Here is a 22851-nt window from a genome sequence, read left to right as displayed (position 1 = left end):
GAGCCCGGGGGACCGCCACCCATGAGCGACAGCTTCAAGACCGACAGCCGCCAGATGCTGGGCCGCCTGCGCGCGGTCATGGCCGAGGATGCGGGCGGGCAGACCCGGCTCGACCAGATCACCCGGCTGATCGCCGAGGAGATGCACACCGAGGTGTGCTCGATCTATCTCTTTCGCGACGAGGACACGCTTGAACTCTGCGCCACCGAAGGCCTCAAGGCCGAGGCCGTGCACCAGACCCGGATGAAGCTCGGCGAAGGTCTGGTCGGTCGCGTCGCGCGCTCGGGCGAGGTGATCAACACCGACAATGCCCCCGCCGCCAAGGGCTTTCGCTTCATGCCCGAGACCGGTGAAGAGGCCTATTCCTCTTTCGCGGGCGTGCCGGTGCAACGGCTCGGCGAGAAACTGGGCGTTCTGGTGGTCCAATCGAAACAGGCGCGGCTGTTCTCCGATGAGGAAATCTACGCGCTCGAAGTGGTGGCCATGGTGCTTGCCGAAATGGCCGAACTCGGGGCCTTCGTCGGCGAGGGCGCGGCGATGTCGGCGCGCCACAGCCAGGCGGTGCTCTTTCGCGGCAGCTGCGGACAGGAAGGTGCGGCGCAGGGTCATGTCTGGCTGCACGAACCGCGCGTCGTCGTCACCAACCCCATCGCCGAAGACCCCGCCCGCGAGTTGGAACGCCTGCACGAGGCGGTCGAGGCGCTGCGCGTCGGCGTCGACCGCATGCTCAGCTCCGCCAAGGGCGGCGAAAAAGAACATCTCGACGTGCTCGAAGCCTATCGCATGTTCGCCAATTCCAAGGGCTGGATGCGCCGGATGGAGGGCAACATAGACAGTGGCCTCTCGGCCGAGGCCGCCGTCGAAAAGGAACAATCCGCCGCCCGCGCCCGGATGAGCCAGGTCAGCGACGCCTACCTGCGCGAACGCCTCCACGATCTCGACGATCTCAGCAATCGCCTGCTGCGCATCCTCACCGGACAGGGCCACGAGACCGGCGCGGAAATGCCCGCCGACCCGATCCTCGTGGCGCGCAATATCGGCCCCGCCGAGCTTCTGGATTACGGGCGCGCACTCAAGGGGATCGTGCTCGAGGAAGGCGCGGTCGGCTCTCATGCCGCCATCGTCGCCCGCGCGCTCGCCATTCCGCTGATCATTCATGCCGCCCGCGTCACCACCGAGGCGCTCAACGGCGATCTGATCCTGGTCGACGGCGATCAGGGCATCGCCCATCTGCGCCCCGACGATTCGGTCGTCTCGGCGTTTCGCGACAAGATGGCGATGCAGGCACAGGCGCAGGAGCGCTATGCCTCGATCCGCGACAAACCCGCCAAGACGCTTTGCGGCGCGCACATCAAGCTCAAGATGAATGCCGGTCTGATGGCCGATCTGCCCAGTCTCGAAAGCTCGGGGGCCGAGGGCGTCGGCCTCTTTCGGACCGAGTTGCAATTTCTCATTCGCAACCACATGCCCAAGCGCGCCGAACTGTCGGAGCTTTACGCCCGCGTGATGGACGCGGCCAAGGATCAGCGCGTGGTGTTTCGCACCCTCGATATCGGGTCCGACAAGGTGCTGCCCTACATGAAGGCCACCGACGAGCCGAACCCCGCCATGGGCTGGCGCGCGATCCGGGTGGGGCTGGATAAACCCGGCGTCATGCGCATGCAGCTTCAGGCCCTCATCCGCGCCGCGCGGGGACGGCCGCTGACGATCATGTTCCCCTTCGTGGCGCAGCGCGACGAGTTCACCGCCGCCCGCGCCGAGATGGACAAGGCACTGGAGCGCGAGCGCATTCTCGGCCACCCCATCCCCGAGGTGATCGAGGTGGGCGCGATGTTGGAGACGCCCTCGCTCGCCTTCGCGCCCGACAGCTTTTATTCCGAGGTCGATTTCCTCTCGGTGGGCGGCAATGATCTCAAGCAGTTCTTCTTCGCCGCTGACCGCGAGAACGAGCGCGTCCGCCGCCGCTACGACACGCTCAACGTAAGCTTTCTCAACTTCCTCGAAGGCATCGTCTATCGCTGCGCCACGCTCGACACCCCGCTCAGTTTCTGCGGCGAAGACGCAGGCCGTCCGGTCGAGGCCGCCTGTCTCGCCGCCATCGGTTTTCGCACGCTTTCCATGCGCCCGGCCTCCATCGGCCCGGTCAAAAGCGTGTTGCGCCGCATCGACCTTGGCGAATTGCGCGACGTGATCCACGCCGAACGCAGCGTCGGCGCGCAAAGCGTGCGCCCGGCCGTGATGGAGTATCTGCGCGGCAAGCTGTGATGGTTGGTGGGTGCGTGGTGGATCGTGATGTGGGGCGGGGGTGGCCTGAAGCGATCGTTGCAGTAAGCCGCGCATCGACGGGCCGCGGTGCGGCGATCCAACGTCAGTTTTGTAGCGCTTTATCTCAGCCAAGCCCGAAAAAGATCAGAGCGTAGAGCACGTTGCAGCCAAATCGCCGTGCCGGGGGGCGGCCCGTCGATGCGCGGCGGCCTTCGGCCTTGTTCCGCGCAGGTGCTTCAATCTAAGGTCCTCTCCAGACGCCCCCACCCCCCTGTGCACCCCCGCACGCCCCCTGCGCGGTGCTACGGCTTATCCCCGCCGTCCTGCCACCCTACCTTCGCCTCAAAGAAGGAGGGCATCCCCATGGGCCAACTGGTCAACGGCGTCTGGCACGACACCTGGTACGACACCAAATCGACGGGCGGAAAATTCGTCCGCTCCACCGCGAAATTCCGCAACTGGATCACCCCGGATGGCAGCCCCGGCCCGTCGGGCGAGGGCGGCTTCAAGGCACAAAGCGGGCGCTATCACCTTTACGTCGCCTATGCCTGCCCCTGGGCACATCGCGCCCTGATCTTTCGCAGCCTCAAGGGTCTGACCGATCACATCGACGTGTCGGTCGTGCATCCCGACATGCTGTCCGAGGGCTGGGAATTCCGTACCGATTTTCCCGGCACCACCGGCGACCGGCTCTACGACCTGCCCTTCGCCCGCGACATCTATCTCAAGGCCGATCCCGAGATTTCCGGCCGCGTGACCGTGCCGATCCTGTGGGACACCGAGCGCGAGACCATTGTCTCCAATGAGAGCTCCGAGATCATCCGCATGTTCAACTCGGCCTTTGACGGGATCACCGGCAATACCGACGACTACTGGCCCAAAGACCTGCGCGACGCCATCGAGCCGGTCAACGAGCGCATCTACGACACCGTCAACAACGGCGTCTACAAATCCGGCTTCGCCACCTCACAAGAGGCCTATGACGCCGCCGTGCATCCGCTCTTCGACAGCCTCGACTGGCTGGAAGAGCGCCTGTCGCAGAACCGCTACCTGATGGGCGACCGGCTGACCGAGGCCGACTGGCGGCTCTTCACAACGCTCATCCGCTTCGACCCGGTCTATCACCTGCATTTCAAATGCAACCGTCACCGGATCGTCGATTACCCCAATCTCTGGGGCTATGTCCGCGAGCTATATCAATGGCCCGGCGTGCGCGAGACGGTGGATTTCGACCACATCGTGCGCCACTACCATTACAGCCACGACACCATCAATCCGCACCGGATCATCCCGATCAACCCGCGCCCCGATTACGACGCACCGCACGGGCGCGGCTGATCGCGGCGCCCGCGTGCCGCGTTTGCAAAACCGGGAAAACTTGCTAAGGCACGTGCAACGCAATTTGGTCCAAGGATTCCCGCCCATGAGCAGTATAATCGACATCCATGCCCGCGAAATTCTCGACAGCCGGGGCAACCCCACGGTCGAGGTGGACGTCACGCTCGAAGATGGCACCATGGGTCGCGCGGCGGTGCCCTCGGGGGCCTCGACCGGCGCGCATGAGGCGGTGGAACGCCGCGACGGCGACGCCGCGCGCTATCTCGGCAAAGGCGTGCTCGAGGCCTGTGCCTCGGTCAACGGCGAGATCGCCGAGGAACTTCTGGGCATGGACGCCACCGAGCAGGTGGCGGTCGACATGACGATGATCGAACTCGACGGCACCCCCAACAAGGGGCGTCTCGGCGCGAACGCGATCCTCGGTGTCAGCCTTGCGGTCGCCAAGGCGGCGGCGGATTATTCCGGCCAGCCGCTCTATCGCTATGTCGGCGGCACCTCGGCCCGCACCCTGCCGGTGCCGATGATGAACATCATCAATGGCGGCGAACATGCCGACAACCCGATCGACATACAGGAATTCATGATCATGCCGGTCAGCGCCTCCGACATCCGCGACGCGGTGCGCATGGGCGCCGAGGTGTTCCACACCCTGAAGAAGGAACTGTCAGCGGCGGGCCTTGCGACTGGTGTGGGCGACGAGGGCGGCTTTGCCCCGGCCCTGTCCTCGACCCGCGACGCGCTCGACTTCATCCTGAAATCCATCGAAAAGGCGGGCTACACACCGGGTGACGACATCTGCCTCGCGCTCGATTGCGCCGCGACCGAATATTTCAAGGGCGGCAAATACGAGTTCTGCGGCGAGGGTCTCAGCCTCACCAGCGACGAGAACGTGGCCTACCTGCAAAGCCTGGTGAACGACTATCCGATCATCTCGATCGAGGACGGCTGTTCCGAGGATGACTGGGACGGCTGGGTGGCCCTCACGCAGGCGATCGGCGACCGCGTGCAACTTGTCGGCGACGATCTCTTTGTCACCAACCCCACGCGCCTCACCATGGGTATCGAGAAAGGCGCGGCCAACGCGATGCTGGTCAAGGTCAACCAGATCGGCACCCTCACCGAGACGCTTCAGGCGGTCGAAATGGCGCATCGCGCGCGCATGACCAATGTCATGTCGCACCGCTCTGGCGAGACCGAGGATGCCACCATCGCCGATCTGGCTGTCGCCACCAATTGCGGGCAGATCAAGACCGGCTCGCTCGCCCGCTCGGACCGGTTGGCAAAATACAATCAGCTGATCCGGATCGAGGAAATGCTCGGCGAAACCGCAATTTACGCAGGCCGCTCAATCCTGCGCTGATCCAACGTTGCAGCACGCAAAACGGGCCGGGCTTTCTCAAAGCCCGGCCCGTGTCTGTCATCCGTCTCGATATCAGCGGCAGGGGGCGGTGTAATAGGTGCCGTCACCGCGCGCATAGGCGCAATTGCCGTTCTGCGTGTTCTGCGCCACGACCGTCCCGGCAGCGGCCCCGCCGAGCGCCGAGATCACTCGCCAATTGTCATCGGCGTCAAGCACCTCCGCCGCGATCAGGCCTGCGGCGGCCCCGCCTGCGGCACCGGCGACTGTGCGCCCCTCGGTTGACATGTTCGCACAGGCCCCGAGTGCGAGCGTGGTCAGACCTGCGGCGAGTAGCATCCAAAGTTTCATCCTGATCTCCTTTCTATGGTGCACGGCAGGCCCTTGCGGCACCCACCGGGGCGGCACATCGCGCCACCTCTCAACGTTGGAACGCGCGCGCCCGCCCACATGTTCCATCGCCGCCCAAAAAGGCTTCGGCAAAGGTCCGAGTCAGCCCCCCTCACCTCACTCCTCCCCAATGACCCAGCTTCATGCATGCCGGCGCAAAAAAATCTCCCCTGTCCTGAAACTCTCACCCCCACCAGACGTGAGTCTTGATGTGCGCCGCCGAACGGGTCGCGGTGCCCGCCTCGCGCAGCATCCCAAATGACGCGCTTGGAACGGGGCCGAGACCTGTGCGGTGCGCTCATGTGTGACCCAGTGGCGTGTACGTTTCCGAGTTCTGATGGTTCAGAGACACGCCAATCCCCCGGAGGTATCAATGCCCCCACTCCCGGGGGGAGGCGGCTCAGCCCGTGTATGATTTGCAGAAGTGAACCAGTTGACGGGTTGAGCCGTCCTTGCGGGTGGTGTCGCTCCCCTCCAGCAGCGGCACCATCTCGCCCGCCAGAACCTTGCCCAATTCCACCCCCCATTGATCGAAGGAATTGATCCCGAGGATCACCCCCTCGACAAACACCCGGTGTTCATAAAGCGCCACGATCTGCCCCAGCCGCCGGGGCGTCAGCCGGTCATAGGCCAGCGTCACCGAGGGCCGGTTGCCCGGAAACACGCGGTGTGCGGCCTGCCGCTCCAACTCGGCCCCGGCAAACCCCGCCTCGCGCATCAGCGCGCGCGCCTCGTCGATCCCGCGCCCGCGCATCAGCGCCTCGGATTGCGCCAGACAATTGGCCACCAGCAGCCGGTGATGATGCGCCAGATCCGGCTCATGCCCCTCTGCCGCCACCAGAAACTCGCAGGGCACCACTGCCGTTCCCTGATGGATCAACTGATAGAACGCGTGCTGCCCGTTGGTGCCCGGCTCACCCCAGACCACGGGGCCCGAGGGGCGTGTGAGCGGCGCGCCATCCATGCGCACCCGCTTGCCGTTACTCTCCATCTCCAGCTGTTGCAGATAGGCGGGCAACCGCGCCAGACGCTGATCATAGGGCAGCACGGCGCGGGTGCCGTATCCCATGCCCTGATGATGCCACAGCCCGACCAGCGCCAGCATCACGGCCATGTTCTCCAGCGGTTCGGCGTCCTGAAAATGCCGGTCCATCGCCTCGGCCCCGGTCAGGAATTCCTCGAACCGCTCCGGCCCGATTGCGATCATCACAGCGAGGCCGATCGGCCCCCAGACCGAATAGCGCCCGCCCACGTAATCGCCAAAGCCAAAGACACGGGCCGGGTCGATCCCCCAGTCGGCGGTCTTCTCCAGCGCCGAGGACACGGCGGCGAATTGCGGCCCCGGATCGACGCCCGCGCGCTCCATCCACGCCCGCGCGGTGGCGGCATTGGTCATCGTCTCGATGGTGGTAAAGGTCTTGGAGGCGACGATCACCAAAGTGGTCGCAGGATCGAGCCCGCGCAGCGTGTCGGCGATATCCGCCCCGTCCACGTTCGACACGAAATGACAGCGCGGCCCGTCGTGATAGGGGCCGAGCGCGCGCACCGCCATCTCGGGGCCCAGATGCGAGCCGCCGATGCCGATATTGATCACATCGGTGATCGACCCCTGCCGGATCTCTTCGGCAAACGCGGCCATCCGGGCGCGGGTGGCGTGGATGCCGGGCATGATATCCTCGCCCTCGACCATGACCGCCCCGCCCGAGAGGTTGCGCAGCGCGCTATGCAGGACCGCGCGCCCCTCGGTCTCATTGATCGGTGCACCGTCGAACATCGCCGCGCGGCGCGCCGCAACCCCGGCCGCCCCGGCCAGCTGCACCAGCGCGGCGCGCGCATCCTCATCGAGCGCGGTCTTGGAATAATCCAGCAGCATCCCGTCAAAGCGCACGGAAAACGCCTCGGCGCGGCCTGCCGTCTCGAACAAATCGGCAATACTGCGCCCTGCTGCGGCCTCAGCCGCACGCTCGACCTCGGTCCACATTTCACACACTCCTGTCACGGGGCCCAATGCACGGTCATGTCGTCCAGCACGGCGGCGACCGGGGCCTCGACGGCCCGCATGTGCTGCGCGCGTTCCACCGCGCGGCGCTTCTTGTCGCCGGTGATCACCAGATGCTTGGCCACCGCCCCGTTCAGCACCCGCGCCGACAGCGTGACACGCGGCTCCTCGGCCCCGTCCACGCGCATCGGCACAAGGATCGGCGCGCGCCGCGCCAGCGCATCCTCCAGATTGTCGGCCCCCGGGAAAAGCGAAGCGGTATGCATGTCCTCGCCCATCCCCAACAGGCAGACATCAATCGGCAGCGCGGGTGAGATATTGGCCTCCAGTTCCGCCAGCACCTCCTCGGGCTCCTCCGCCTTGGCATAAAGCGGCAGATAGCGCGCCGCCGCCGCACGCCCGGTCAGCAGCCGCTCGCGGATCAGCCGCGTGTTGGAGCGCACATGCACCTCGGGCCGCCAGCGTTCGTCGCTCAGCAGCACATCCACCCGGTCCCAGTCCAGACTTGTCTCACAGAGCGCATCAAAGATCGGGCCGGGCGTCGTGCCGCCGGGCACCACGAAAAGCACGCGCTCCTCATTGGCAAGCGCGGTGCGCAGGGCGCTGGCCAATTCATCGGCAAGGCCGATGGCCAGCATTTCGGCATCCGGATAATCAATGATGTTCATGGTCGTATCTCCCGCCAGCGCCGCCCGTCGCGATGCATCAGCATGAGCGCGTCATCCGGCCCCGAAGAGCCGCTCACATAGGGCAATGGCGCATCTGATTGCGCGTCCCACTCGGCAATGACCGGATCGGTCCAGGCCCAGGCGGCCTCGACCTCGTCACCGCGCATGAAAAGCGTCTGATTGCCACGGATCACATCCATGATCAGCCGCTCATAGGCATCCGGGAAATCGGCCTCCTCGGGCCCAAGCGCCTCGGCAAAGGTCATGTCGAGTGGCACATCTATCAAACGCATGCCGCCCGGCCCCGGTTCCTTGATCGTGACCCCCAGTTCGATCCCCTCATTGGGCTGCAACCGGATGGTCAGGATATTGTGATGCCGCCCGGCATCGGCACCAAAGATCGAATGCGGCGCGTCCTTGAACATCACCGCGATCTCGCTCGCCCGCTCCTTGAGGCGCTTGCCAGTGCGCAGGTAGAACGGCGTGCCGGCCCAGCGCCAGTTGCTGATATGCGCCTTCAGGGCCACGAAACTCTCGGTCAGGCTGTCGGCATTCTCGACCTGCGCGCGATAGCCCGGCTGCGCGTCACCGCCTTCGTACTGGCCCCGCACCACGTTTTCCGGCTCCACCGGATCGAGCGCGCGAATGACCTTGAGCTTTTCGTCGCGCACCGCGTCGGGCTCGAACTTGGCGGGCGGCTCCATCGCAATGAGACACAAGAGCTGCATCATGTGGTTCTGCACCATGTCGCGCATTGCGCCCGAACTGTCATAATAATCGCCACGCCCGCCGACGCCCACGCTCTCGGCCACGGTGATCTGGATGTGGTCGACATACTGGCTGTTCCACAGCGGCTCGAACAGAACATTGCCGAACCGGATCGCCATCAGGTTCTGCACGGTTTCCTTGCCGAGATAATGGTCGATCCTGTAGATCTGCCCCTCGTGAAAATGCTGCGCCAGCGTCCGGTTGAGCGCGCGGGCGGTCTCCAGGTCGCGGCCAAAGGGCTTTTCCACCACGATGCGGCTCTCGTCATCGGCCATGCCATGCTTGTGCAACCGCTTGGCCAGATCCCCGAACAGCGACGGGGCCACCGAGAAATAGAACGCGCAGATGCGATCGGTGCGCATCTTGCCCGCCAGATCGGCCCAGCCCTGCGTGCCCTTGGCATCAAGGGTCACATAATCCAGCATCTTGAGAAACGCCGCGAGCTCGGTCTTGCGGCCTGCCTCGTCGCCACCGAACTCGAGGATCGCCTCACGCACCATCTCGCGATAGGCCGTCGCGTCCATCTCGCTGCGCGCCGCCCCGATCAGGCGCACGTCGCCCTCGATCTGCCCGGCGACATAACGGCGAAAGAGCGCAGGCAATATCTTGCGCCGGGCCAGATCGCCCGTGCCGCCGAACACCACCAGATCGAACGGATCGACCGGGATCACCCGAGACGCCATGCCTGTCTCCTCAGATTGCCGCGCGCCCATCTTCCGGGCGATCCGCGTATCGGCATGACTGTAACATGTCGCTGCGGCTTCACAATGGCGTCAGAGCCCTTCCCTTGCCAGATCGTGAGAGATAGCTCACACATATTCGGAAAGGAGCGATCCAACGCATGAAAGACAGCCTCAGTATCCCCGCCAATCAAGGCAAGTTTCAGGATGCCGCGCGCACCGCCGATGGTCAGCCGCGCGCCACCGTGCCGCTCAGCCATCCCGAAACGCTGTGGTTCAACACCGGGACCTTGTGCAACATCGAATGCCGGAATTGCTATATCCTGTCCTCACCCTCGAATGACGCGCTCGTCTATATCACCGAATCGGAGGTGCGCGACTATCTCGACCAGATCCGCGCGCGCCACTGGCCGGTGACCGAAATCGGCTTTACCGGCGGCGAGCCGTTCATGAATCCGCAGATGATCGGCATGGCACGGGCGGCCCTGGAAGAGGGGTACGAGGTGCTGATCCTCACCAACGCGATGCGCCCGATGATGCGCAAGACGATGCGCGCGGGCCTGCTCGACCTGGCGCAGACATGGCGCGACAAGCTGACCCTGCGCATCTCGGTCGATCACTGGTCCGAGGCCTGCCATGACGAGGAACGCGGGCCGGGCACCTTTGCCAGAACCATCGACGGCATGTGCTGGTTGCGCGACAACGGCATCCGCATGACCGTGGCAGGCCGCACCGTCTGGGACGAGACCGAGGCACAATCGCGCGCGGGCTATGCCCAGCTCTATGCCGAACACGGCTTCGAGATCGACGCCTATGACCCCGGCGCGACCGTGCTCTTTCCCGAAATGGACGAGAGCGCCGAGGTCCCCGAGATCACCACCGCCTGCTGGGACATCCTCGGCAAGTCACCGCGCGACGTGATGTGCGCCTCCTCGCGCATGGTTGTGAAACGCAAGGGGGCCGAAAAACCGGCCGTGCTGGCCTGCACGCTGCTGCCCTACGCGCCGGAATTCGAGCTGGGCGAAAGCCTCGCCGAGGCCGAGCGCGATGTCGCCCTCAACCACCCGCATTGCGCCAAGTTCTGCGTCCTCGGCGGGGCCAACTGCTCGGGCTGACCCGGCCCACCGCGCAAGGCGCTTGCAAAGCGCGTCTCGCCCGGCTCAGGTCTCGCCCAGAAACCGCAGCACTTCCGCGCCGGTCTGTTGGGGATGGGTCATCGGCCCCATATGCCCTGCCCCCGCGATCACCGCGCGCGCGGCCTGCGGCAAGCGCGCCGCCAGCCCCTCGTTGATCGCCGTGATGATCGCAGGCGACGCGCTGCCCTCCAATAGCAGCACCGGTGCTGCGACCCGGGCCAGCGCACCGCTGGCCAGCATGCCGCCCGCATCCTCGTAGAGCGCCGGGGCCGCCGCCTCGATCAGCGGCATCTGCGCCGCCAGCCCGGCGCGCACCGCGCCGGGCAGATCGTCCCAGGCGCGCCCGTCGCCCCAGACCCGCAGAAAGGCTTGCGCCGCCGCCGCCATGTCCCCCGCTTCGATCCCCTTGGCATAGCCCGACATCTCGAGCGCGTGGCGCGCCCGCATCTGCGGATGATCGGCCAGCGCCACGGCAAAGAACACCGGCTCGTAGAGGATCAGCGACCGCACCAGCCCGGGATGCTCGACCGCCAGCCGCAGCGCCACCGTCGCGCCAAAGGAATGACCGATGATATCGGTGGGGCCGGTCAGGAACTCCGCCGCGATCGCGGTGCTCAGCGCCTGGATCTCTGTCGCGCCATCCCAGGGCGCGCTCTGCCCGTGTCCCGGCAGATCGGGGGCCGTCAGGTGCAGCACGCCTCCGAGGCCGCGCATGATCCCGCTCCAGCTGCCGGAATGCGACAGCGAGCAATGCAGCCCAAGCGCCGCGCGCCGTCCGCGTCCGAACTCGGTCCAGTAAATCGGATGGCCCGCGCGGCTCGCCTTCGGCATGACCTCAGAGCTTGCCCGCCAGATGCAGGTCGAGATCCTCCAGCCGGTCCTGCCCCCAGAACGACTGACCGCTGTCGACCACGTAGAACGGCGCGCCGAACACGCCCGCATTCACCGCCTCTTCGAGATTGGCGGCATAAGTCTCGGCCCCGCTCAGCAGACCGGTGTCGGCCAGCGCCGGATCGAACCCCGCCTGTTGCAGGCAGTCGCGCACCACCGCATCCTCTGCGATATCACGCTCCTCGGCCCAGCAGGCGCGCAGCACCGATTGCACCAGCGCGCCGACATCGCCACCGCCCGCATTCTGCGCGGCGATGATCGCATAGGACGACGGCGCCGGGTTGGTCGGCCAATGCGCCGGTTTGACAGTGAGCGGCAGGCCGCGCTTTTTCGCCTGTCGCGGCAATTCCTGCGCGCGATAGGCATTGCGCGACGGGTGCCGTTCGGCGGGTGACGTGCCGCCGGTGCGCGCAAACAGCGCCATGATGTCGAGCGGCTTGTAGGTGACGCCTGCGCCATGCCGGGCCGCGATCTCCTCCAACCCCGAGCCCGCCAGATAGGCAAAGGGCGACAAGGTCGAGAAATAATAATCTATATGGGCCATTTCACCGCGCTCCCCGTTCGCATCGCTTTGCGCGACGTTAGGCGCATGCTAAGCGGTGTGCAACATCACGAATCTGTCACATGGATCATTCCGGGGACCACATCATGCCTTCCACATCGCAACCCAAGCTGATTTCCGGCAATGCCAACATGCCACTCGCCAAGGCCATCGCGCGGCGCATGTCGATGCATCGGGGGGTCGATGTCGGGCTCTGCGACGCGCGCATCGAACGGTTCAACGATCAGGAAATCTTTGTCGAGGTCTACGAGAACGTCCGCGGCGAGGACATGTTCATCATCCAGCCCACCTCGAACCCGGCCAATGACAACCTGATGGAACTGCTGATCATGTCCGACGCGCTGCGCCGCTCCTCGGCCAAGCGCATCACCGCCGTGATCCCCTATTTCGGCTATGCACGGCAGGATCGCCGCTCCAAGGCGCGCACGCCGATTTCGGCCAAGCTGGTGGCCAACATGATCGTCGAGGCCGGGATCGAACGGGTGCTGACCATGGACCTGCACGCCGCCCAGATCCAGGGCTTCTTCGATATCCCGGTGGATAACCTCTACGCCTCGCCGATCTTCGCGCTCGACATCATGACCCAGTTCAAGGGCACGATGGACGACGTGATGATCGTCTCGCCCGATGTGGGCGGCGTGGCACGCGCCCGCGAGTTGGCCAAGCGGATCGAGGCACCGCTCTCGATCGTCGACAAGCGCCGCGAAAAGGCCGGTGAAGTTGCCGAAATGACGGTGATCGGCGATGTGAGCGACAAGATCTGCATCATCGTCGATGACATGTGCGACACCGCCGGCACCATGTGCAAGGCGGCGCAACTCTTGATCGACAACGGCGCACGCGAGGTGCACGCCTATACCACCCACGGCGTGATGTCCGGCCCGGCGGTCGAGCGGATCACCAATTCGGTGCTGAAATCCATGGTCATCACCGACACGATCCAGCCCACCGAGGCGGTCAAGGCCACGCCCAATATCCGCATCATCCCGACCGCTCCGGTCTTTGCGCAGGCGATCCTCAATATCTGGAATGGCACCTCGGTCTCGTCGCTCTTCGAGACCCCCACGCTGGAGCCGGTCTACGAGGGGCAATTCGCGGGCTGAAGACGGGGGCCTTGGGCCGTCGCGCATCGCCGTAGAGGGCTACGGCTCGCGCAGCGCCTCCTGGCTCTTGTAAAGTGGCTTGAGCAGGTATTGCAGCACCGTCTTCTCGCCGGTGTGCAATTCCACATCCGCCTGCATGCCGGGGCGGATCTCGATGCCCGCCTGCCGCGCGGTCAGCGCCCCCATATCCACCCGCAGCGTCACCTTGTAATGCGGGTTGCCGTCCGGGTCGCGGGCACGCTCATCCTTGAACGTGTCGGCGGAAATGAAATCCACCCGGCCCTTGAGGGTGCCGTAGATCGTGTAATCATAGGCCGTCAGCTTGATCGTCGCCTCCTGCCCGCGCCGGATATTGGCGATGTCGCGCGGCTCGACCCGCGCCTCGACATGCAGCGCCTCATCGAGCGGGATGATCTCCAGGATCTCCTCGCCGGGGCGCACCACCCCGCCGATGGTGGTCACGCTGAGATTGTTGACCACCCCGCGCATCGGGCTGCGCAGCACGGTGCGGTTCAGCTGGTCCTGACTGGCCTTGAGCGTCTGGCGCAGCGTCGCCAACTCCTTCAGAACCTCGGAATAGGCCTCGGCGCGTTCCAGTTCGGCCTGCGTGACGATCTCGTCATAGCGCTTTTCGGCATCGGCATGGGCCTTGCGTGCGCGTGTGACCTCAATCAGCGCGACGATCTTCTGTGCCAGCAGGTTCTCCAGCAGGCGCTTTTCCTCGGCCGCCTGCACCATCACCCGCGCCGCCCCCTCGCTGCGCTTGACGTAATCCTCCTGCCGCGCCTTCAGCAGCGCGCGCTCCGAGGCGACCATCTCGGGCGCCCGCCCGGCCAGCGCCTCGGGCACCTCGAAATCGAACTGCCCGGCCAGTTCCGCCTCCAGCCGCAATTGCCGCACCTCCAGCGCCGCGATCTGGTCGCGCATATCGGCGACCTCGCTCTGGAACCGGGTGTCATGCAGCCGCGCCAGCACATCGCCGCGCTCCACCACGTCGCCCTCCTGCACCTGCAACTCCGCAAGGATGCCACCTTCGAGGTTCTGGATGATCTGCGGGCGCGAATTGGAAATGAACTCGCCCGGCGCGCGCACGATCTCGTCGATCCAGGCCAGCGACGCCCACAGAACAAACGCCCAGACCGTCAGCGCACAAAGCCAGATCATCAGGCTCGGGCCGCCCAGCCGGGCATTGAGATCGGCGATCACATGGGCCGCGTTGCGCTCTGTGGTGTCGCTCATCTCATGCCCCTCCCGCCGTGGCACCGACCTGCGCCAGATGCGCCAGCACCTGATCGCGCGGGCCATCGACGGCCATCCGCCCGGCCTGCAGGATCAGGGTGCGGTCGGTCAGGCTCAGGATCGGCATGCGGTGCGTGGCGATCACCGCCGTGCGCCCCGATAGCCATGTCTCCAACCGGCTCACCAGCGTGCGTTCCAGCGTCTGATCCAGCGCCGCCGTCGGCTTGTCCAGCAGGCAGATGGCCGGGTCCTGCAACCACAGCCGCGCCCAGCCGATGCTCTGCCGCTGGCCCTGGCTCAACCCCTGCCCGCCGTCGAGAATTTCGAGGTCGAGCCCCTTGGGATGGCCCTTCACGAACGGCCCCAACCCGGCGAAATCCAGCGCCTGCATCAGCCGCGCGTCGTCACGCTCCAGCAGCGTCAGGTTCAGGTTCTCGCGCAGGCTGCCGGTGAACAGCCGCACATCCTGCCCCAGATAGCCGACCAGCCGCCGCAGGTCGCGCGGCGCGATCTGACCCATATCGGTGCCGTCCAGCATCACCCGGCCAGAGGACGGCGCATAAAGCCCGGCCAACAGCTTGAGAAAGGTCGACTTGCCCGACCCATTGGTGCCCAGCACCGCGATCCTCTGCCCCGGCTGAATGGCCAGCGCGGGAATATCCAATATATCTTGATGTATAGGCCAGTATTCGGCCTACCACTCCACACGCCTGAGTCGATTATGCAACAGGCAGCACAATTATCACCCACCACGCTCGGCAAGATTTCCCCGGACAAGGACTTGACGGGGCCGCTCAGGATCAACAAGGTCAGACAGTTTTCAAACCGCCCTACTGACCAAGGACATCGATGTGAGCACGCAACTCTCCGATACCGTCGCACTCCTGCGCGATCTCATCGCCTTCCCGACGATCTCCGAGGTCAGCAACCTCGACATGATCGCCTATCTCGCGCACCGGCTCGAATCCCACGGCGCGCGGGTCGACATCTTCCACGACGAGATCGGCCACAAGGCCAATCTCTTCGCCACCATCGGCCCCGATGACGTCGATGGCGGCATCGTGCTCTCGGGCCATTCCGACGTGGTGCCGGTGGCCGAACAGGACTGGGCCAGCGACCCGTTCGAGTTGATCGAACATGACGGTCACCTCTACGGACGCGGCACCTGCGACATGAAGGGCTTTATCGCCGCCGCCTGCGCGATGGCCCCGATCTTTGCCGAAAAGGTGCGCGACCGCCCGGTTCATTTCGCCTTCACCTATGACGAAGAGGTCGGCTGCTTCGGCGCGCAGGCGCTGGTAGACAGCCTGAAAAAGCGCGGCATCCGTCCCGGCGTCGCGATCATCGGCGAACCCACCTCGATGCGCATCATCGAGGGCCACAAGGGCTGCTACGAATACACCACCCATTTCTGCGGCCTCGCCGGGCACGGCTCGCATCCCGCACGCGGCGTCAACGCGGTCGAATACGCGGTGCGCTACGTCAACCGCCTGCTGGAACTCAAGGAATCGCTGCGCTTCCGTGCCCCCGAAGATAGCCGCTTCGAGCCCCCCTGGACCACGATCAACACCGGCTCGATCAAGGGCGGCGTGGCGCATAACGTGATCGCCTCGAACGCCACCATCGAATGGGAAATGCGCCCCGTCACCCTCGCCGATGCCGAATTCGTCAAGGAGGACATGCGCCGCTATTGCGAAGAGGTGCTGCTGCCGCGCATGTGCGGCGTCCACCCCGAGGCCAGCATCACCACCGAGGTGATCGGAGAGGTCGACGGGCTGGAACCCACCGAGATCAACGAGGCCAAGGACATCATGATGGAACTCACCGGCCGCAACGGCGCAGAACTCGTGCCCTTCGGCACCGAGGCGGGGATCTTCCAGCAATACGGCATGTCGGCGGTGGTCTGCGGCCCCGGCTCGATCGACCAGGCACACAAGCCCGACGAATACGTGGCCCTCGACCAACTGCAGCAATGCCTCGACATGCTGGGCCGCTTGGGCGACAAGCTCGCGGCCTGACGCCTCAGACCCGCCGGAAGGTCAGGTAATGCGGCACCCGGCCCTCGCGCAGGGCCTTTTGCTCGTAGCGTGTGGATATCCAATCGCCCCACGGCTCCCGCCAGTCGGCAGGGCGCTCTGCCAGCCACTCGAACCCGTGGCGCGGCACCTCTTCCAAGGTCTGGCGCACGTAATCGGGGATATCCGTCGCGACCCGGAAAATAGCGCCAAGCTTCAGGCACTTGGCAAGCGGCGTCAAATGCTGCTCGGTCACGAAGCGCCGCTTGTGATGGCGTTTCTTGGGCCATGGATCAGGATAAAGCAGGAACGCCCGCGAGATGGACTGCTCCGGCAGCACGTCAAACATGTTGCGGACATCCCCCGGATAAACCGCAACATTCCGAGCATCGGCATCGCGGATCTTGCCCAACAGCATCGCTACGCCGTTGATATAGGGCTCACAGCCGATGATCCCCACGCCCGGATTTTCGACGGCCTGATGCACCATGTGCTCGCCCCCGCCGAACCCGATCTCAAGCCAGACCTCCCGATCCCCGAAAAGCGCCTTCAGATCAATCGGTTTCCGCGCGGGGTTCATGTCCCAATCGACCGGCCCGGGCGACAGTTTGCCCAGATCCTCAGCCAGGTATTCCTCTTGCTTGGGACGCAGGGCCTTGCCCTTGAACCGGCCGTGAAAGTTGCGCCACGGCGCGCCGGTCGGGTGCTTGTCTTGGCTCATGCAGCTAAAACTGGCGCGTGAGGTTCACGCACCAGCCCCTTGATCAAACGGATTTTTTCAGCGCATCGACCAGATCGGTGCGCTCCCAGCTGAAGCCGCCGTCATCGTCGGGCGCGCGCCCGAAATGACCATAGGCCGCCGTGCGCGCATAGATCGGACGGGTCAGCGACAGATGCTCACGAATGCCGCGCGGCGTCAGATCCATATTCTGCGCAACCGCTTTCTCGATCTCCGCCTCATGCACTTGGCCGGTGCCATGCGTATCGACATAGATCGACAAAGGCCGCGCCACGCCGATCGCATAGCTCAGTTGCAGCGTGCATTTCTGCGCCAGCCCCGCCGCCACGATGTTCTTCGCCAGATACCGTGCCGCATAGGCCGCGGAGCGGTCCACCTTGGTCGGATCCTTGCCCGAGAACGCGCCGCCGCCATGCGGGGCCGCGCCACCATAAGTATCCACGATGATCTTGCGCCCGGTCAGGCCCGCATCGCCGTCAGGCCCACCGATCACGAAGGTGCCCGTGGGGTTCACGTGCCATTCGGTATTGCTGGTGATCCACTCTTTCGGCAGCACGTCCGTGATATAGGGCTCGACGATGGCGCGAATATCATCGCTCGTCTGCGCCTCGTCGGTATGCTGCGTCGACAACACAAGCTGCGTCACCTCGACCGGCTTGCCATCCTCGTAGCGCAGGGTCAGCTGCGACTTGGCATCGGGCCCAAGCGTCGGTTCGGCCCCCGATTTGCGCGCCTCCGCCAGCCGCTTCAGGATCGCATGCGAGAACAGGATCGGCGCCGGCATGAGCGCATCGGTCTCATCGACGGCAAAGCCGAACATGATGCCCTGATCGCCCGCACCGTCGCGATCCACGCCCTGCGCGATATGCGCCGACTGCGGGTGCAGCATGTTGTGCAACTGCAAGGTATTCCAGTGAAATTCGTCCTGCTCGTAACCGATATCACGCACGCAGTCGCGCACGATACCGTCGATCCGGCCCATGAAATCCGCGAGCCGCGACTTGTCCGACAGCCCCACCTCACCGCCGACGACCACGCAATTGGTGGTCGCAAAGGTCTCGCAGGCGACCCGCGCGTTCTCTTCCTCGGCGAGGAACGCATCGAGGATCGCGTCGGAAATCCGGTCGCAGACCTTATCCGGGTGTCCCTCCGAAACGGATTCGGAGGTAAAAAGGTAATTCTGTCTTGCCATGAAAGTGCTCCATTGTGTTTCAGCGCCACGCCAGGAAGCCGTTGTGACGATTGTGGCGTGTCGTTACGCCCCCCACCCGGTGGCGTCAATGGAGAACTGCACCGGTCTGCCGCGCCCTGTGGCGCAGCCGCGACAGCCCCAGCAGAGCCAGAAACAGCAGGATCATCGGCGCATCGCCCAGCCGCGCATATAGCGTCGGCGGCAAGGGCGGCGGCAGGGCCGCATCGCGCCATCCCGCCTCGCCCATCGGGATACGCGCCGTGACGCGCCCGGTCGCGTCGATCATCGCCGACACGCCGGTATTGGCGACCCGGATCATCGGCAGCCCCATCTCGGCGCTGCGCAGACGCGCCTGCGCCAGATGCTGATAGGGGCCGGAAATCTTGCCGAACCACGCATCATTGGTGATCAACAACAGGAAATCCGCGCGCTCGGGGGCCGCCCGCAGATCGCGCGAGAATACACCCTCGTAGCAGATCAGCGGCAGCGCCCGCCCCACGGCGCCAAGGTCGAGCACCTGCGCGCCGGGCCCGGCGGAATAGCCCTGCCCGGCATTCGACGCGAGGCCGTGAATCCCCCAGTCCGCCAGCAGATCGCCGAACGGCATGTATTCCCCGAAGGGCACGAGGTGATGCTTGTCATAGACCGCCGCGACAGCGCCCCCCGCCTCCACATAAGCCAGCGAATTATAGAGACGCGGCCCATCGAACCGCTGAATGCCCAGCACCACCGGCACCCCCCCCGCCGCGCCGGAAATGCTCTCCAATGTGCGCCCGGCATGGTTCAGCAGCACCGGCACGGCCGTCTCCGGCCAAACGATCAGATCGGGCCGCGCCCCCTCGCCCACCGCCGAGAACCGCAATTGCCGCTCGTAAAACCCCTGAATCTTGTCGGGGTCCCATTTCTCGTGCTGTGGCGCATTGGGTTGCACAAGTCGCACCGTGAGGGCCCCGGGCGCGGCACCCGCCTCGGGCGTGCGCCATGCCCCCAGCGGCCAAAGCGCCACCAGCACCAGCAGCCCCAGCACCGAGGGCACATGCCGCGCCGTCGCCACCCGCCAGATGAGCGCCGACGCCAGCAGCACCAGCGCCAGCAATCCCGGCGCGCCCAGCCACGCCGCCCAGTGCAAAAGCGGCGTGTCGATCAGCACATGCCCCGGCTGCGCCCATGGAAAGCCGGTAAAGACAAAGCCGCGCGCCAGTTCGGCAAGGCCCATGCCGCCGACGAACCCGGGCAAACCACCGCCCAGGGCCCGCCCCACACCCAGGCCCAGCGCCCAGAATAGCGCCAGCCCCGCGCCCAAACCCATCAGCGCAAAGGGCGCCATCCAGCCATGCCGCGCCACATCCACAAGGAACGGCTCGACAATCCAATTGAGCGCCAGCAGGAAATAGCCGGTGCCGATCAGCCAGCCCAGCCAGGCCGCCTGCCGCCATCCCTCGGTCATCCGAAAGAGGCCAAAGACCACCGCCAGCGCCAGCAGCGTCACCGGCCACGCCCCGACCGGGGCCTGCCCGAGCGCCGCCAGCGCCCCGATCAGCAATAAAAGCATAACGCGCCGCCCGCGCGGCATCAGGGGGATCTGCGCGGCCATGCCGGCCACGCGCCCCTGCTCAGCCATGCGCCGCCTCGACTAGCCGCACCCGCACCCGCTTGATCCGGCGCGGGTCGGCCTCCATCACCTCGATCACCGGGCCCGCGGGATGCTCGATCACCTCACCGCGCACCGGCACCCGGCCCAACAGCATGAAGACCAGCCCGCCGATGGTGTCGATCTCTTCCTCGTCCACCTCGTCCACGTCGGTCAGCGACTGGCCGATCTCGGCCTCGAACTCCTCCAGCGGGGTCTTGGCGAGGGCGATGTAACAGCCAGGCTTTTCCTCGGTCCAGTATTGGCCCTCGTCGATATCGTGCTCGTCCTCGATCTCGCCCACCACCTGTTCGATCAGGTCCTCGATGGTGACAAGCCCGTCCACGCCGCCATATTCGTCGATCACCAGCGCCATGTGCCGCCGCTCGGCCTGCATCTTCTGCAACAGCACCCCGATCGGCATCGACGGCGGCACGAACAGCAGCGGCCGCAGCATCTTCTTCAGCGAAAACGCGGGGCCATTGCCGTTGAACCCGTGCTTGAGGGCGAAATCCTTGAGATGCACCATGCCGATGGGGGTATCGAGCGTACCCTCGTAGACCGGCAGCCGTGTCATGCCGCTGTCACGGAACACATGCACCAGATCATCCTTGGTAATGTCCGACGGCACCGAGACGATCTCGGCCTTGGGTATGGCCACATCCTCGACCGCCATGTGACGCAGGTTGCCGATACCCGGCGCACCATTGACGTACTCGGCGTCGTCCTGCGCTATCTCGTCGATATCTTCGCCCGGGTTGAATATCCCGATCACGCGACGGAAAAACCCGCCCGTTTCGTCACTCTCGCTATGGCCCTCCGGCTGCGCGCCCTGCGCTGCGCTAGAAGACCCGTCCGTACTCTCGTCCATCCGTCTCTTTTCCAAATCACAGGGGTCTAGGCCCCTCAATAGCTAATATGGGTCACCAACCCCCAGTTTGCCAAGTATGGCGACTTCGGTCGCCTCCATCAAAGTGGCATCTTGGTCACGGATGTGATCGTAACCCAACAAGTGCAACACCGCATGCACGATCAGATGTGTCACATGATCACCCAGCGGTTTGTCGCCTGCCTCGGCCTCGCGCGCGCAGGTCTCATAGGCAATCGCGACATCGCCCAGTTCCGGATCAGGCCCCGCCTCGGGCAGTGCAGGCCGCGCGCCGGGGCGGTCAGCGCCGCGCTCCGCGCTCGGCCAGCTCAATACATTGGTGGCTTGCGGCTTGTCCCGGAAATCACCGTTCAGGACGGCAATGCGCGCATCGTCACAGCCCAGAACGCTGATCTCCCAATCACCGGGGGCCAGCCCCAGATGCACCAGCGTGGCCTCCGCCGCGCGCGCCGCCAGCCCCGCCAGCCCCACCGCCTGCCAGCGGTCGTCCTCGATCATCACCTCGGTCAGCATGTGCGCCTAACCTTCAGCCTCATAGGCTTCGATGATCGCCGCCACCAACGGGTGCCGCACCACGTCCTTGGCGGTGAAATAGTTGAAACTGATCTGCGGAATGGTCGTCAGCAGCCGCTCCGCATCCGCCAGCCCCGACGGCACACCGCGCGGCAGGTCGATCTGCGTGCGGTCGCCGGTGATGACCATGCGGCTACCTTCGCCCAGACGGGTCAGGAACATCTTCATCTGCATCGAGGTGGCGTTCTGCGCCTCATCGAGCACGACAAACGCATTGGCCAGCGTCCGCCCCCGCATGAACGCCAAGGGCGCGATCTCGATGCGCTTTTCCTCGATCAGCTTGGCCAGTTGCTTGGCGGGCAGAAAATCATTCAGCGCATCATAGAGCGGCTGCATGTAGGGATCGACCTTGTCCTTCATGTCGCCGGGAAGATAGCCCAGCTTCTCGCCCGCCTCCACCGCCGGACGGCTCAGGATGATCCGGTCCACATGCCCCTCGATGAACATGTTCACACCGACCGCCACCGCGAGATAGGTCTTGCCGGTGCCCGCAGGCCCGATGCCGAACGCCAGCTCATGCGCAAAGAGCGACCGCACATAGGCTTTCTGCGCGTCGGTGCGCGGCTCCACCAGCTTCTTGCGGGTCTTGATCTCGACCGTGCCGCCCTTGAACATCTCAAGCTGATCACCGTCCAGACCGCCCGAATCGCCCTCGTCGTCGCCCATGCGCAATTCGCGGTCCACGTCGCCGCGCTCCACGCTCTTGCCGCTTTCCAGCCGCTCGTAGAGCGCGGCCAGCACCTCCGCCGCCGCCTCGCGCGCATCCGTCTCACCCACCACGACAAGCTGATTGCCCCGGCGCAGGATCTGGATTCCAAGGGATTTTTCGATATCGGCGAGGTTGCGGTCATATTCGCCGCAAAGCTCGATCAGCAGACGGTTATCGGGAAATTCAACAAGGGTTTCGTGGCCTGCGGCCATGTCCGGGGCGGGGGGCGGTGCGCTATGGACCAAACATGTCTCCCACTGCAAAAGGTCTGCACTCAGAGTGCCAACATGCGACGCGGGGTGCAAGCGCCGACATGCGCTGCTGCCCTGCGTCTAACAAAAAAATGCGGGCCGTCCCCGGCCCGCATCGGATATTGCCCTGATCGGCGTCACATCAGATCGGATCGCCGAACGTCCCGGTCGAGCCCTGCTTGAAATCTCCGGTCGCCACCGTGGGCGGGGCCGAGCCGGAACAGACCGGCTTACCGAACTTGTCGAGCCGCTGCGACAGATACCCCTCGACGCCGTCGTCGATGATCCAGTGATCGCAGCCGTTGGGATCGACCCAGATACCGGCCCGCATCGTGCTCAGGTGGTCCTTGTCGAAAAAGTTGCGGTCTTCGGTCTTGTCCGGTCCCGCGTCACAGGCCGCCAGAAGGCCGACCACCGGAAGGGCGAGTGCAATTTTAAGCGTGTTCATCATCAGTCC

Annotated in this window: 20 protein-coding genes, 1 pseudogene and 1 riboswitch; of the genes and pseudogenes, 6 read left to right on the top strand and 15 right to left on the bottom strand. The window is 65.1% G+C overall.

Annotated elements, in window-relative coordinates; all coding sequences use genetic code 11:
- Nucleotides 1-21 precede the first annotated feature (21 nt).
- From ptsP to eno, 3 genes are all read left to right on the top strand, one after another.
- Nucleotides 22-2265, top strand: a complete 2244-nt coding sequence (ptsP, locus tag BMX04_RS04855) for a phosphoenolpyruvate--protein phosphotransferase (protein WP_050662921.1) — start codon at nt 22-24, stop codon at nt 2263-2265.
- A gap of 363 nt (nt 2266-2628) precedes the next feature.
- Complete coding sequence (locus BMX04_RS04850; protein WP_074785253.1) at nt 2629-3603, top strand: glutathione S-transferase family protein; 975 nt, start codon at nt 2629-2631, stop codon at nt 3601-3603.
- An 85-nt stretch (nt 3604-3688) separates the two neighbouring features.
- Nucleotides 3689-4963 carry a phosphopyruvate hydratase gene (gene eno, locus BMX04_RS04845; RefSeq protein WP_074785252.1) on the top strand — a complete coding sequence of 425 codons (1275 nt, stop codon included), beginning with the start codon at nt 3689-3691 and terminating at the stop codon, nt 4961-4963.
- A gap of 72 nt (nt 4964-5035) precedes the next feature.
- Here the strand turns inward: eno and BMX04_RS04840 are convergent, their stop codons facing one another.
- The 4 genes from BMX04_RS04840 to zwf form a co-directional block, all read right to left on the bottom strand.
- The gene (locus tag BMX04_RS04840; RefSeq protein WP_050662689.1) at nt 5036-5311 is read right to left on the bottom strand and encodes a glycine zipper 2TM domain-containing protein; all 276 of its coding nucleotides are present in this window, start codon (nt 5309-5311) and stop codon (nt 5036-5038) included.
- Nucleotides 5312-5750: 439 nt separating this feature from the next.
- Nucleotides 5751-7331, bottom strand: a complete 1581-nt coding sequence (gene pgi, locus BMX04_RS04835) for a glucose-6-phosphate isomerase (RefSeq protein ID WP_074785251.1) — start codon at nt 7329-7331, stop codon at nt 5751-5753.
- A 14-nt stretch (nt 7332-7345) separates the two neighbouring features.
- Nucleotides 7346-8017: a 6-phosphogluconolactonase gene (gene pgl / locus BMX04_RS04830; RefSeq protein WP_074785250.1), complete on the bottom strand. Its 672-nt coding sequence runs from the start codon at nt 8015-8017 to the stop codon at nt 7346-7348.
- Nucleotides 8014-9468 (bottom strand): glucose-6-phosphate dehydrogenase, encoded by a 1455-nt coding sequence (gene zwf / locus BMX04_RS04825; RefSeq protein WP_074785249.1) that lies wholly within the window; start codon nt 9466-9468, stop codon nt 8014-8016. The genes pgl and zwf overlap by 4 nt, the downstream gene beginning before the upstream one ends.
- A 158-nt stretch (nt 9469-9626) precedes the next feature.
- Between zwf and BMX04_RS04820 the strand changes: the two genes are divergently transcribed.
- On the top strand, nt 9627-10580 hold the full coding sequence (locus tag BMX04_RS04820; protein ID WP_074785248.1) for a radical SAM protein: 954 nt from the start codon (nt 9627-9629) through the stop codon (nt 10578-10580).
- A gap of 45 nt (nt 10581-10625) precedes the next feature.
- On the opposite strand, the gene BMX04_RS04815 is transcribed toward BMX04_RS04820, so the two are convergent.
- Together BMX04_RS04815 and BMX04_RS04810 are read right to left on the bottom strand one after the other, a co-directional pair.
- Nucleotides 10626-11432, bottom strand: a complete 807-nt coding sequence (locus BMX04_RS04815) for an alpha/beta fold hydrolase (RefSeq protein ID WP_074785247.1) — start codon at nt 11430-11432, stop codon at nt 10626-10628.
- 4 nt (nt 11433-11436) lie between these two features.
- Complete coding sequence (locus BMX04_RS04810) at nt 11437-12036, bottom strand: 2-hydroxychromene-2-carboxylate isomerase (RefSeq protein ID WP_074785246.1); 600 nt, start codon at nt 12034-12036, stop codon at nt 11437-11439.
- A gap of 104 nt (nt 12037-12140) precedes the next feature.
- Here BMX04_RS04810 and BMX04_RS04805 point away from each other — a divergent pair, with 104 nt between their 5' ends.
- Complete coding sequence (locus BMX04_RS04805) at nt 12141-13157, top strand: ribose-phosphate pyrophosphokinase (protein WP_050662687.1); 1017 nt, start codon at nt 12141-12143, stop codon at nt 13155-13157.
- 39 nt (nt 13158-13196) lie between these two features.
- Here the strand turns inward: BMX04_RS04805 and BMX04_RS04800 are convergent, their stop codons facing one another.
- Nucleotides 13197-14396: an HlyD family type I secretion periplasmic adaptor subunit gene (locus tag BMX04_RS04800; RefSeq protein ID WP_074785245.1), complete on the bottom strand. Its 1200-nt coding sequence runs from the start codon at nt 14394-14396 to the stop codon at nt 13197-13199.
- Between the two features lies 1 nt (nt 14397).
- Nucleotides 14398-15060 (bottom strand): annotated as a pseudogene (locus tag BMX04_RS04795) (ATP-binding cassette domain-containing protein); the annotation flags it as partial.
- Nucleotides 15061-15247: 187 nt separating this feature from the next.
- Here BMX04_RS04795 and argE point away from each other — a divergent pair.
- Complete coding sequence (gene argE / locus BMX04_RS04790; RefSeq protein ID WP_050662671.1) at nt 15248-16414, top strand: acetylornithine deacetylase; 1167 nt, start codon at nt 15248-15250, stop codon at nt 16412-16414.
- Between the two features lie 4 nt (nt 16415-16418).
- Here argE and trmB read toward each other — a convergent pair whose 3' ends face one another.
- The 7 genes from trmB to BMX04_RS04755 all read right to left on the bottom strand — a co-directional run bounded on the left by trmB (nt 16419) and on the right by BMX04_RS04755 (nt 22842).
- A complete protein-coding gene (gene trmB / locus BMX04_RS04785; protein ID WP_074785244.1) occupies nt 16419-17132 on the bottom strand; it encodes a tRNA (guanine(46)-N(7))-methyltransferase TrmB in 714 nt (237 codons plus the stop codon).
- Between the two features lie 43 nt (nt 17133-17175).
- Nucleotides 17176-18342, bottom strand: coding sequence for a methionine adenosyltransferase (metK, locus tag BMX04_RS04780; RefSeq protein ID WP_050662669.1), 1167 nt, complete (start codon nt 18340-18342; stop codon nt 17176-17178).
- A gap of 5 nt (nt 18343-18347) precedes the next feature.
- Nucleotides 18348-18395, bottom strand: a riboswitch (SAM-SAH riboswitch).
- A 32-nt stretch (nt 18396-18427) separates the two neighbouring features.
- Nucleotides 18428-19963 (bottom strand): apolipoprotein N-acyltransferase, encoded by a 1536-nt coding sequence (gene lnt, locus BMX04_RS04775; protein ID WP_074785243.1) that lies wholly within the window; start codon nt 19961-19963, stop codon nt 18428-18430.
- A complete protein-coding gene (locus BMX04_RS04770) occupies nt 19956-20843 on the bottom strand; it encodes a hemolysin family protein (protein ID WP_050662667.1) in 888 nt (295 codons plus the stop codon). Before BMX04_RS04770 ends, lnt begins: the two co-directional genes overlap by 8 nt.
- Before the next feature lie 42 nt (nt 20844-20885).
- Nucleotides 20886-21374 carry an rRNA maturation RNase YbeY gene (ybeY, locus tag BMX04_RS04765; protein WP_074785242.1) on the bottom strand — a complete coding sequence of 163 codons (489 nt, stop codon included), beginning with the start codon at nt 21372-21374 and terminating at the stop codon, nt 20886-20888.
- 6 nt (nt 21375-21380) lie between these two features.
- A complete protein-coding gene (locus tag BMX04_RS04760) occupies nt 21381-22355 on the bottom strand; it encodes a PhoH family protein (RefSeq protein ID WP_050662665.1) in 975 nt (324 codons plus the stop codon).
- Between the two features lie 181 nt (nt 22356-22536).
- Complete coding sequence (locus BMX04_RS04755) at nt 22537-22842, bottom strand: hypothetical protein (RefSeq protein ID WP_074785427.1); 306 nt, start codon at nt 22840-22842, stop codon at nt 22537-22539.
- Nucleotides 22843-22851: the final 9 nt, after the last annotated feature.

This window comes from Roseovarius tolerans (genome assembly GCF_900109855.1).
GTDB lineage: Bacteria > Pseudomonadota > Alphaproteobacteria > Rhodobacterales > Rhodobacteraceae > Roseovarius > Roseovarius tolerans.
Note: the sequence above shows the minus strand (reverse complement) of the source record. Positions and strands in the feature narration are given on the sequence as shown.

Coding starts and splice junctions, on each gene's coding strand:
- ptsP (WP_050662921.1), top strand. CDS start 22: ATGAGCGACAGCTTCAAGACCGACAGCCGCCAGATGCTGGGCCGCCTG.
- BMX04_RS04850 (WP_074785253.1), top strand. CDS start 2,629: ATGGGCCAACTGGTCAACGGCGTCTGGCACGACACCTGGTACGACACC.
- eno (WP_074785252.1), top strand. CDS start 3,689: ATGAGCAGTATAATCGACATCCATGCCCGCGAAATTCTCGACAGCCGG.
- BMX04_RS04840 (WP_050662689.1), bottom strand. CDS start 5,311: ATGAAACTTTGGATGCTACTCGCCGCAGGTCTGACCACGCTCGCACTC.
- pgi (WP_074785251.1), bottom strand. CDS start 7,331: ATGTGGACCGAGGTCGAGCGTGCGGCTGAGGCCGCAGCAGGGCGCAGT.
- pgl (WP_074785250.1), bottom strand. CDS start 8,017: ATGAACATCATTGATTATCCGGATGCCGAAATGCTGGCCATCGGCCTT.
- zwf (WP_074785249.1), bottom strand. CDS start 9,468: ATGGCGTCTCGGGTGATCCCGGTCGATCCGTTCGATCTGGTGGTGTTC.
- BMX04_RS04820 (WP_074785248.1), top strand. CDS start 9,627: ATGAAAGACAGCCTCAGTATCCCCGCCAATCAAGGCAAGTTTCAGGAT.
- BMX04_RS04815 (WP_074785247.1), bottom strand. CDS start 11,432: ATGCCGAAGGCGAGCCGCGCGGGCCATCCGATTTACTGGACCGAGTTC.
- BMX04_RS04810 (WP_074785246.1), bottom strand. CDS start 12,036: ATGGCCCATATAGATTATTATTTCTCGACCTTGTCGCCCTTTGCCTAT.
- BMX04_RS04805 (WP_050662687.1), top strand. CDS start 12,141: ATGCCTTCCACATCGCAACCCAAGCTGATTTCCGGCAATGCCAACATG.
- BMX04_RS04800 (WP_074785245.1), bottom strand. CDS start 14,396: ATGAGCGACACCACAGAGCGCAACGCGGCCCATGTGATCGCCGATCTC.
- trmB (WP_074785244.1), bottom strand. CDS start 17,132: ATGAGCCAAGACAAGCACCCGACCGGCGCGCCGTGGCGCAACTTTCAC.
- metK (WP_050662669.1), bottom strand. CDS start 18,342: ATGGCAAGACAGAATTACCTTTTTACCTCCGAATCCGTTTCGGAGGGA.
- lnt (WP_074785243.1), bottom strand. CDS start 19,963: ATGGCTGAGCAGGGGCGCGTGGCCGGCATGGCCGCGCAGATCCCCCTG.
- BMX04_RS04770 (WP_050662667.1), bottom strand. CDS start 20,843: ATGGACGAGAGTACGGACGGGTCTTCTAGCGCAGCGCAGGGCGCGCAG.
- ybeY (WP_074785242.1), bottom strand. CDS start 21,374: ATGCTGACCGAGGTGATGATCGAGGACGACCGCTGGCAGGCGGTGGGG.
- BMX04_RS04760 (WP_050662665.1), bottom strand. CDS start 22,355: ATGGCCGCAGGCCACGAAACCCTTGTTGAATTTCCCGATAACCGTCTG.
- BMX04_RS04755 (WP_074785427.1), bottom strand. CDS start 22,842: ATGAACACGCTTAAAATTGCACTCGCCCTTCCGGTGGTCGGCCTTCTG.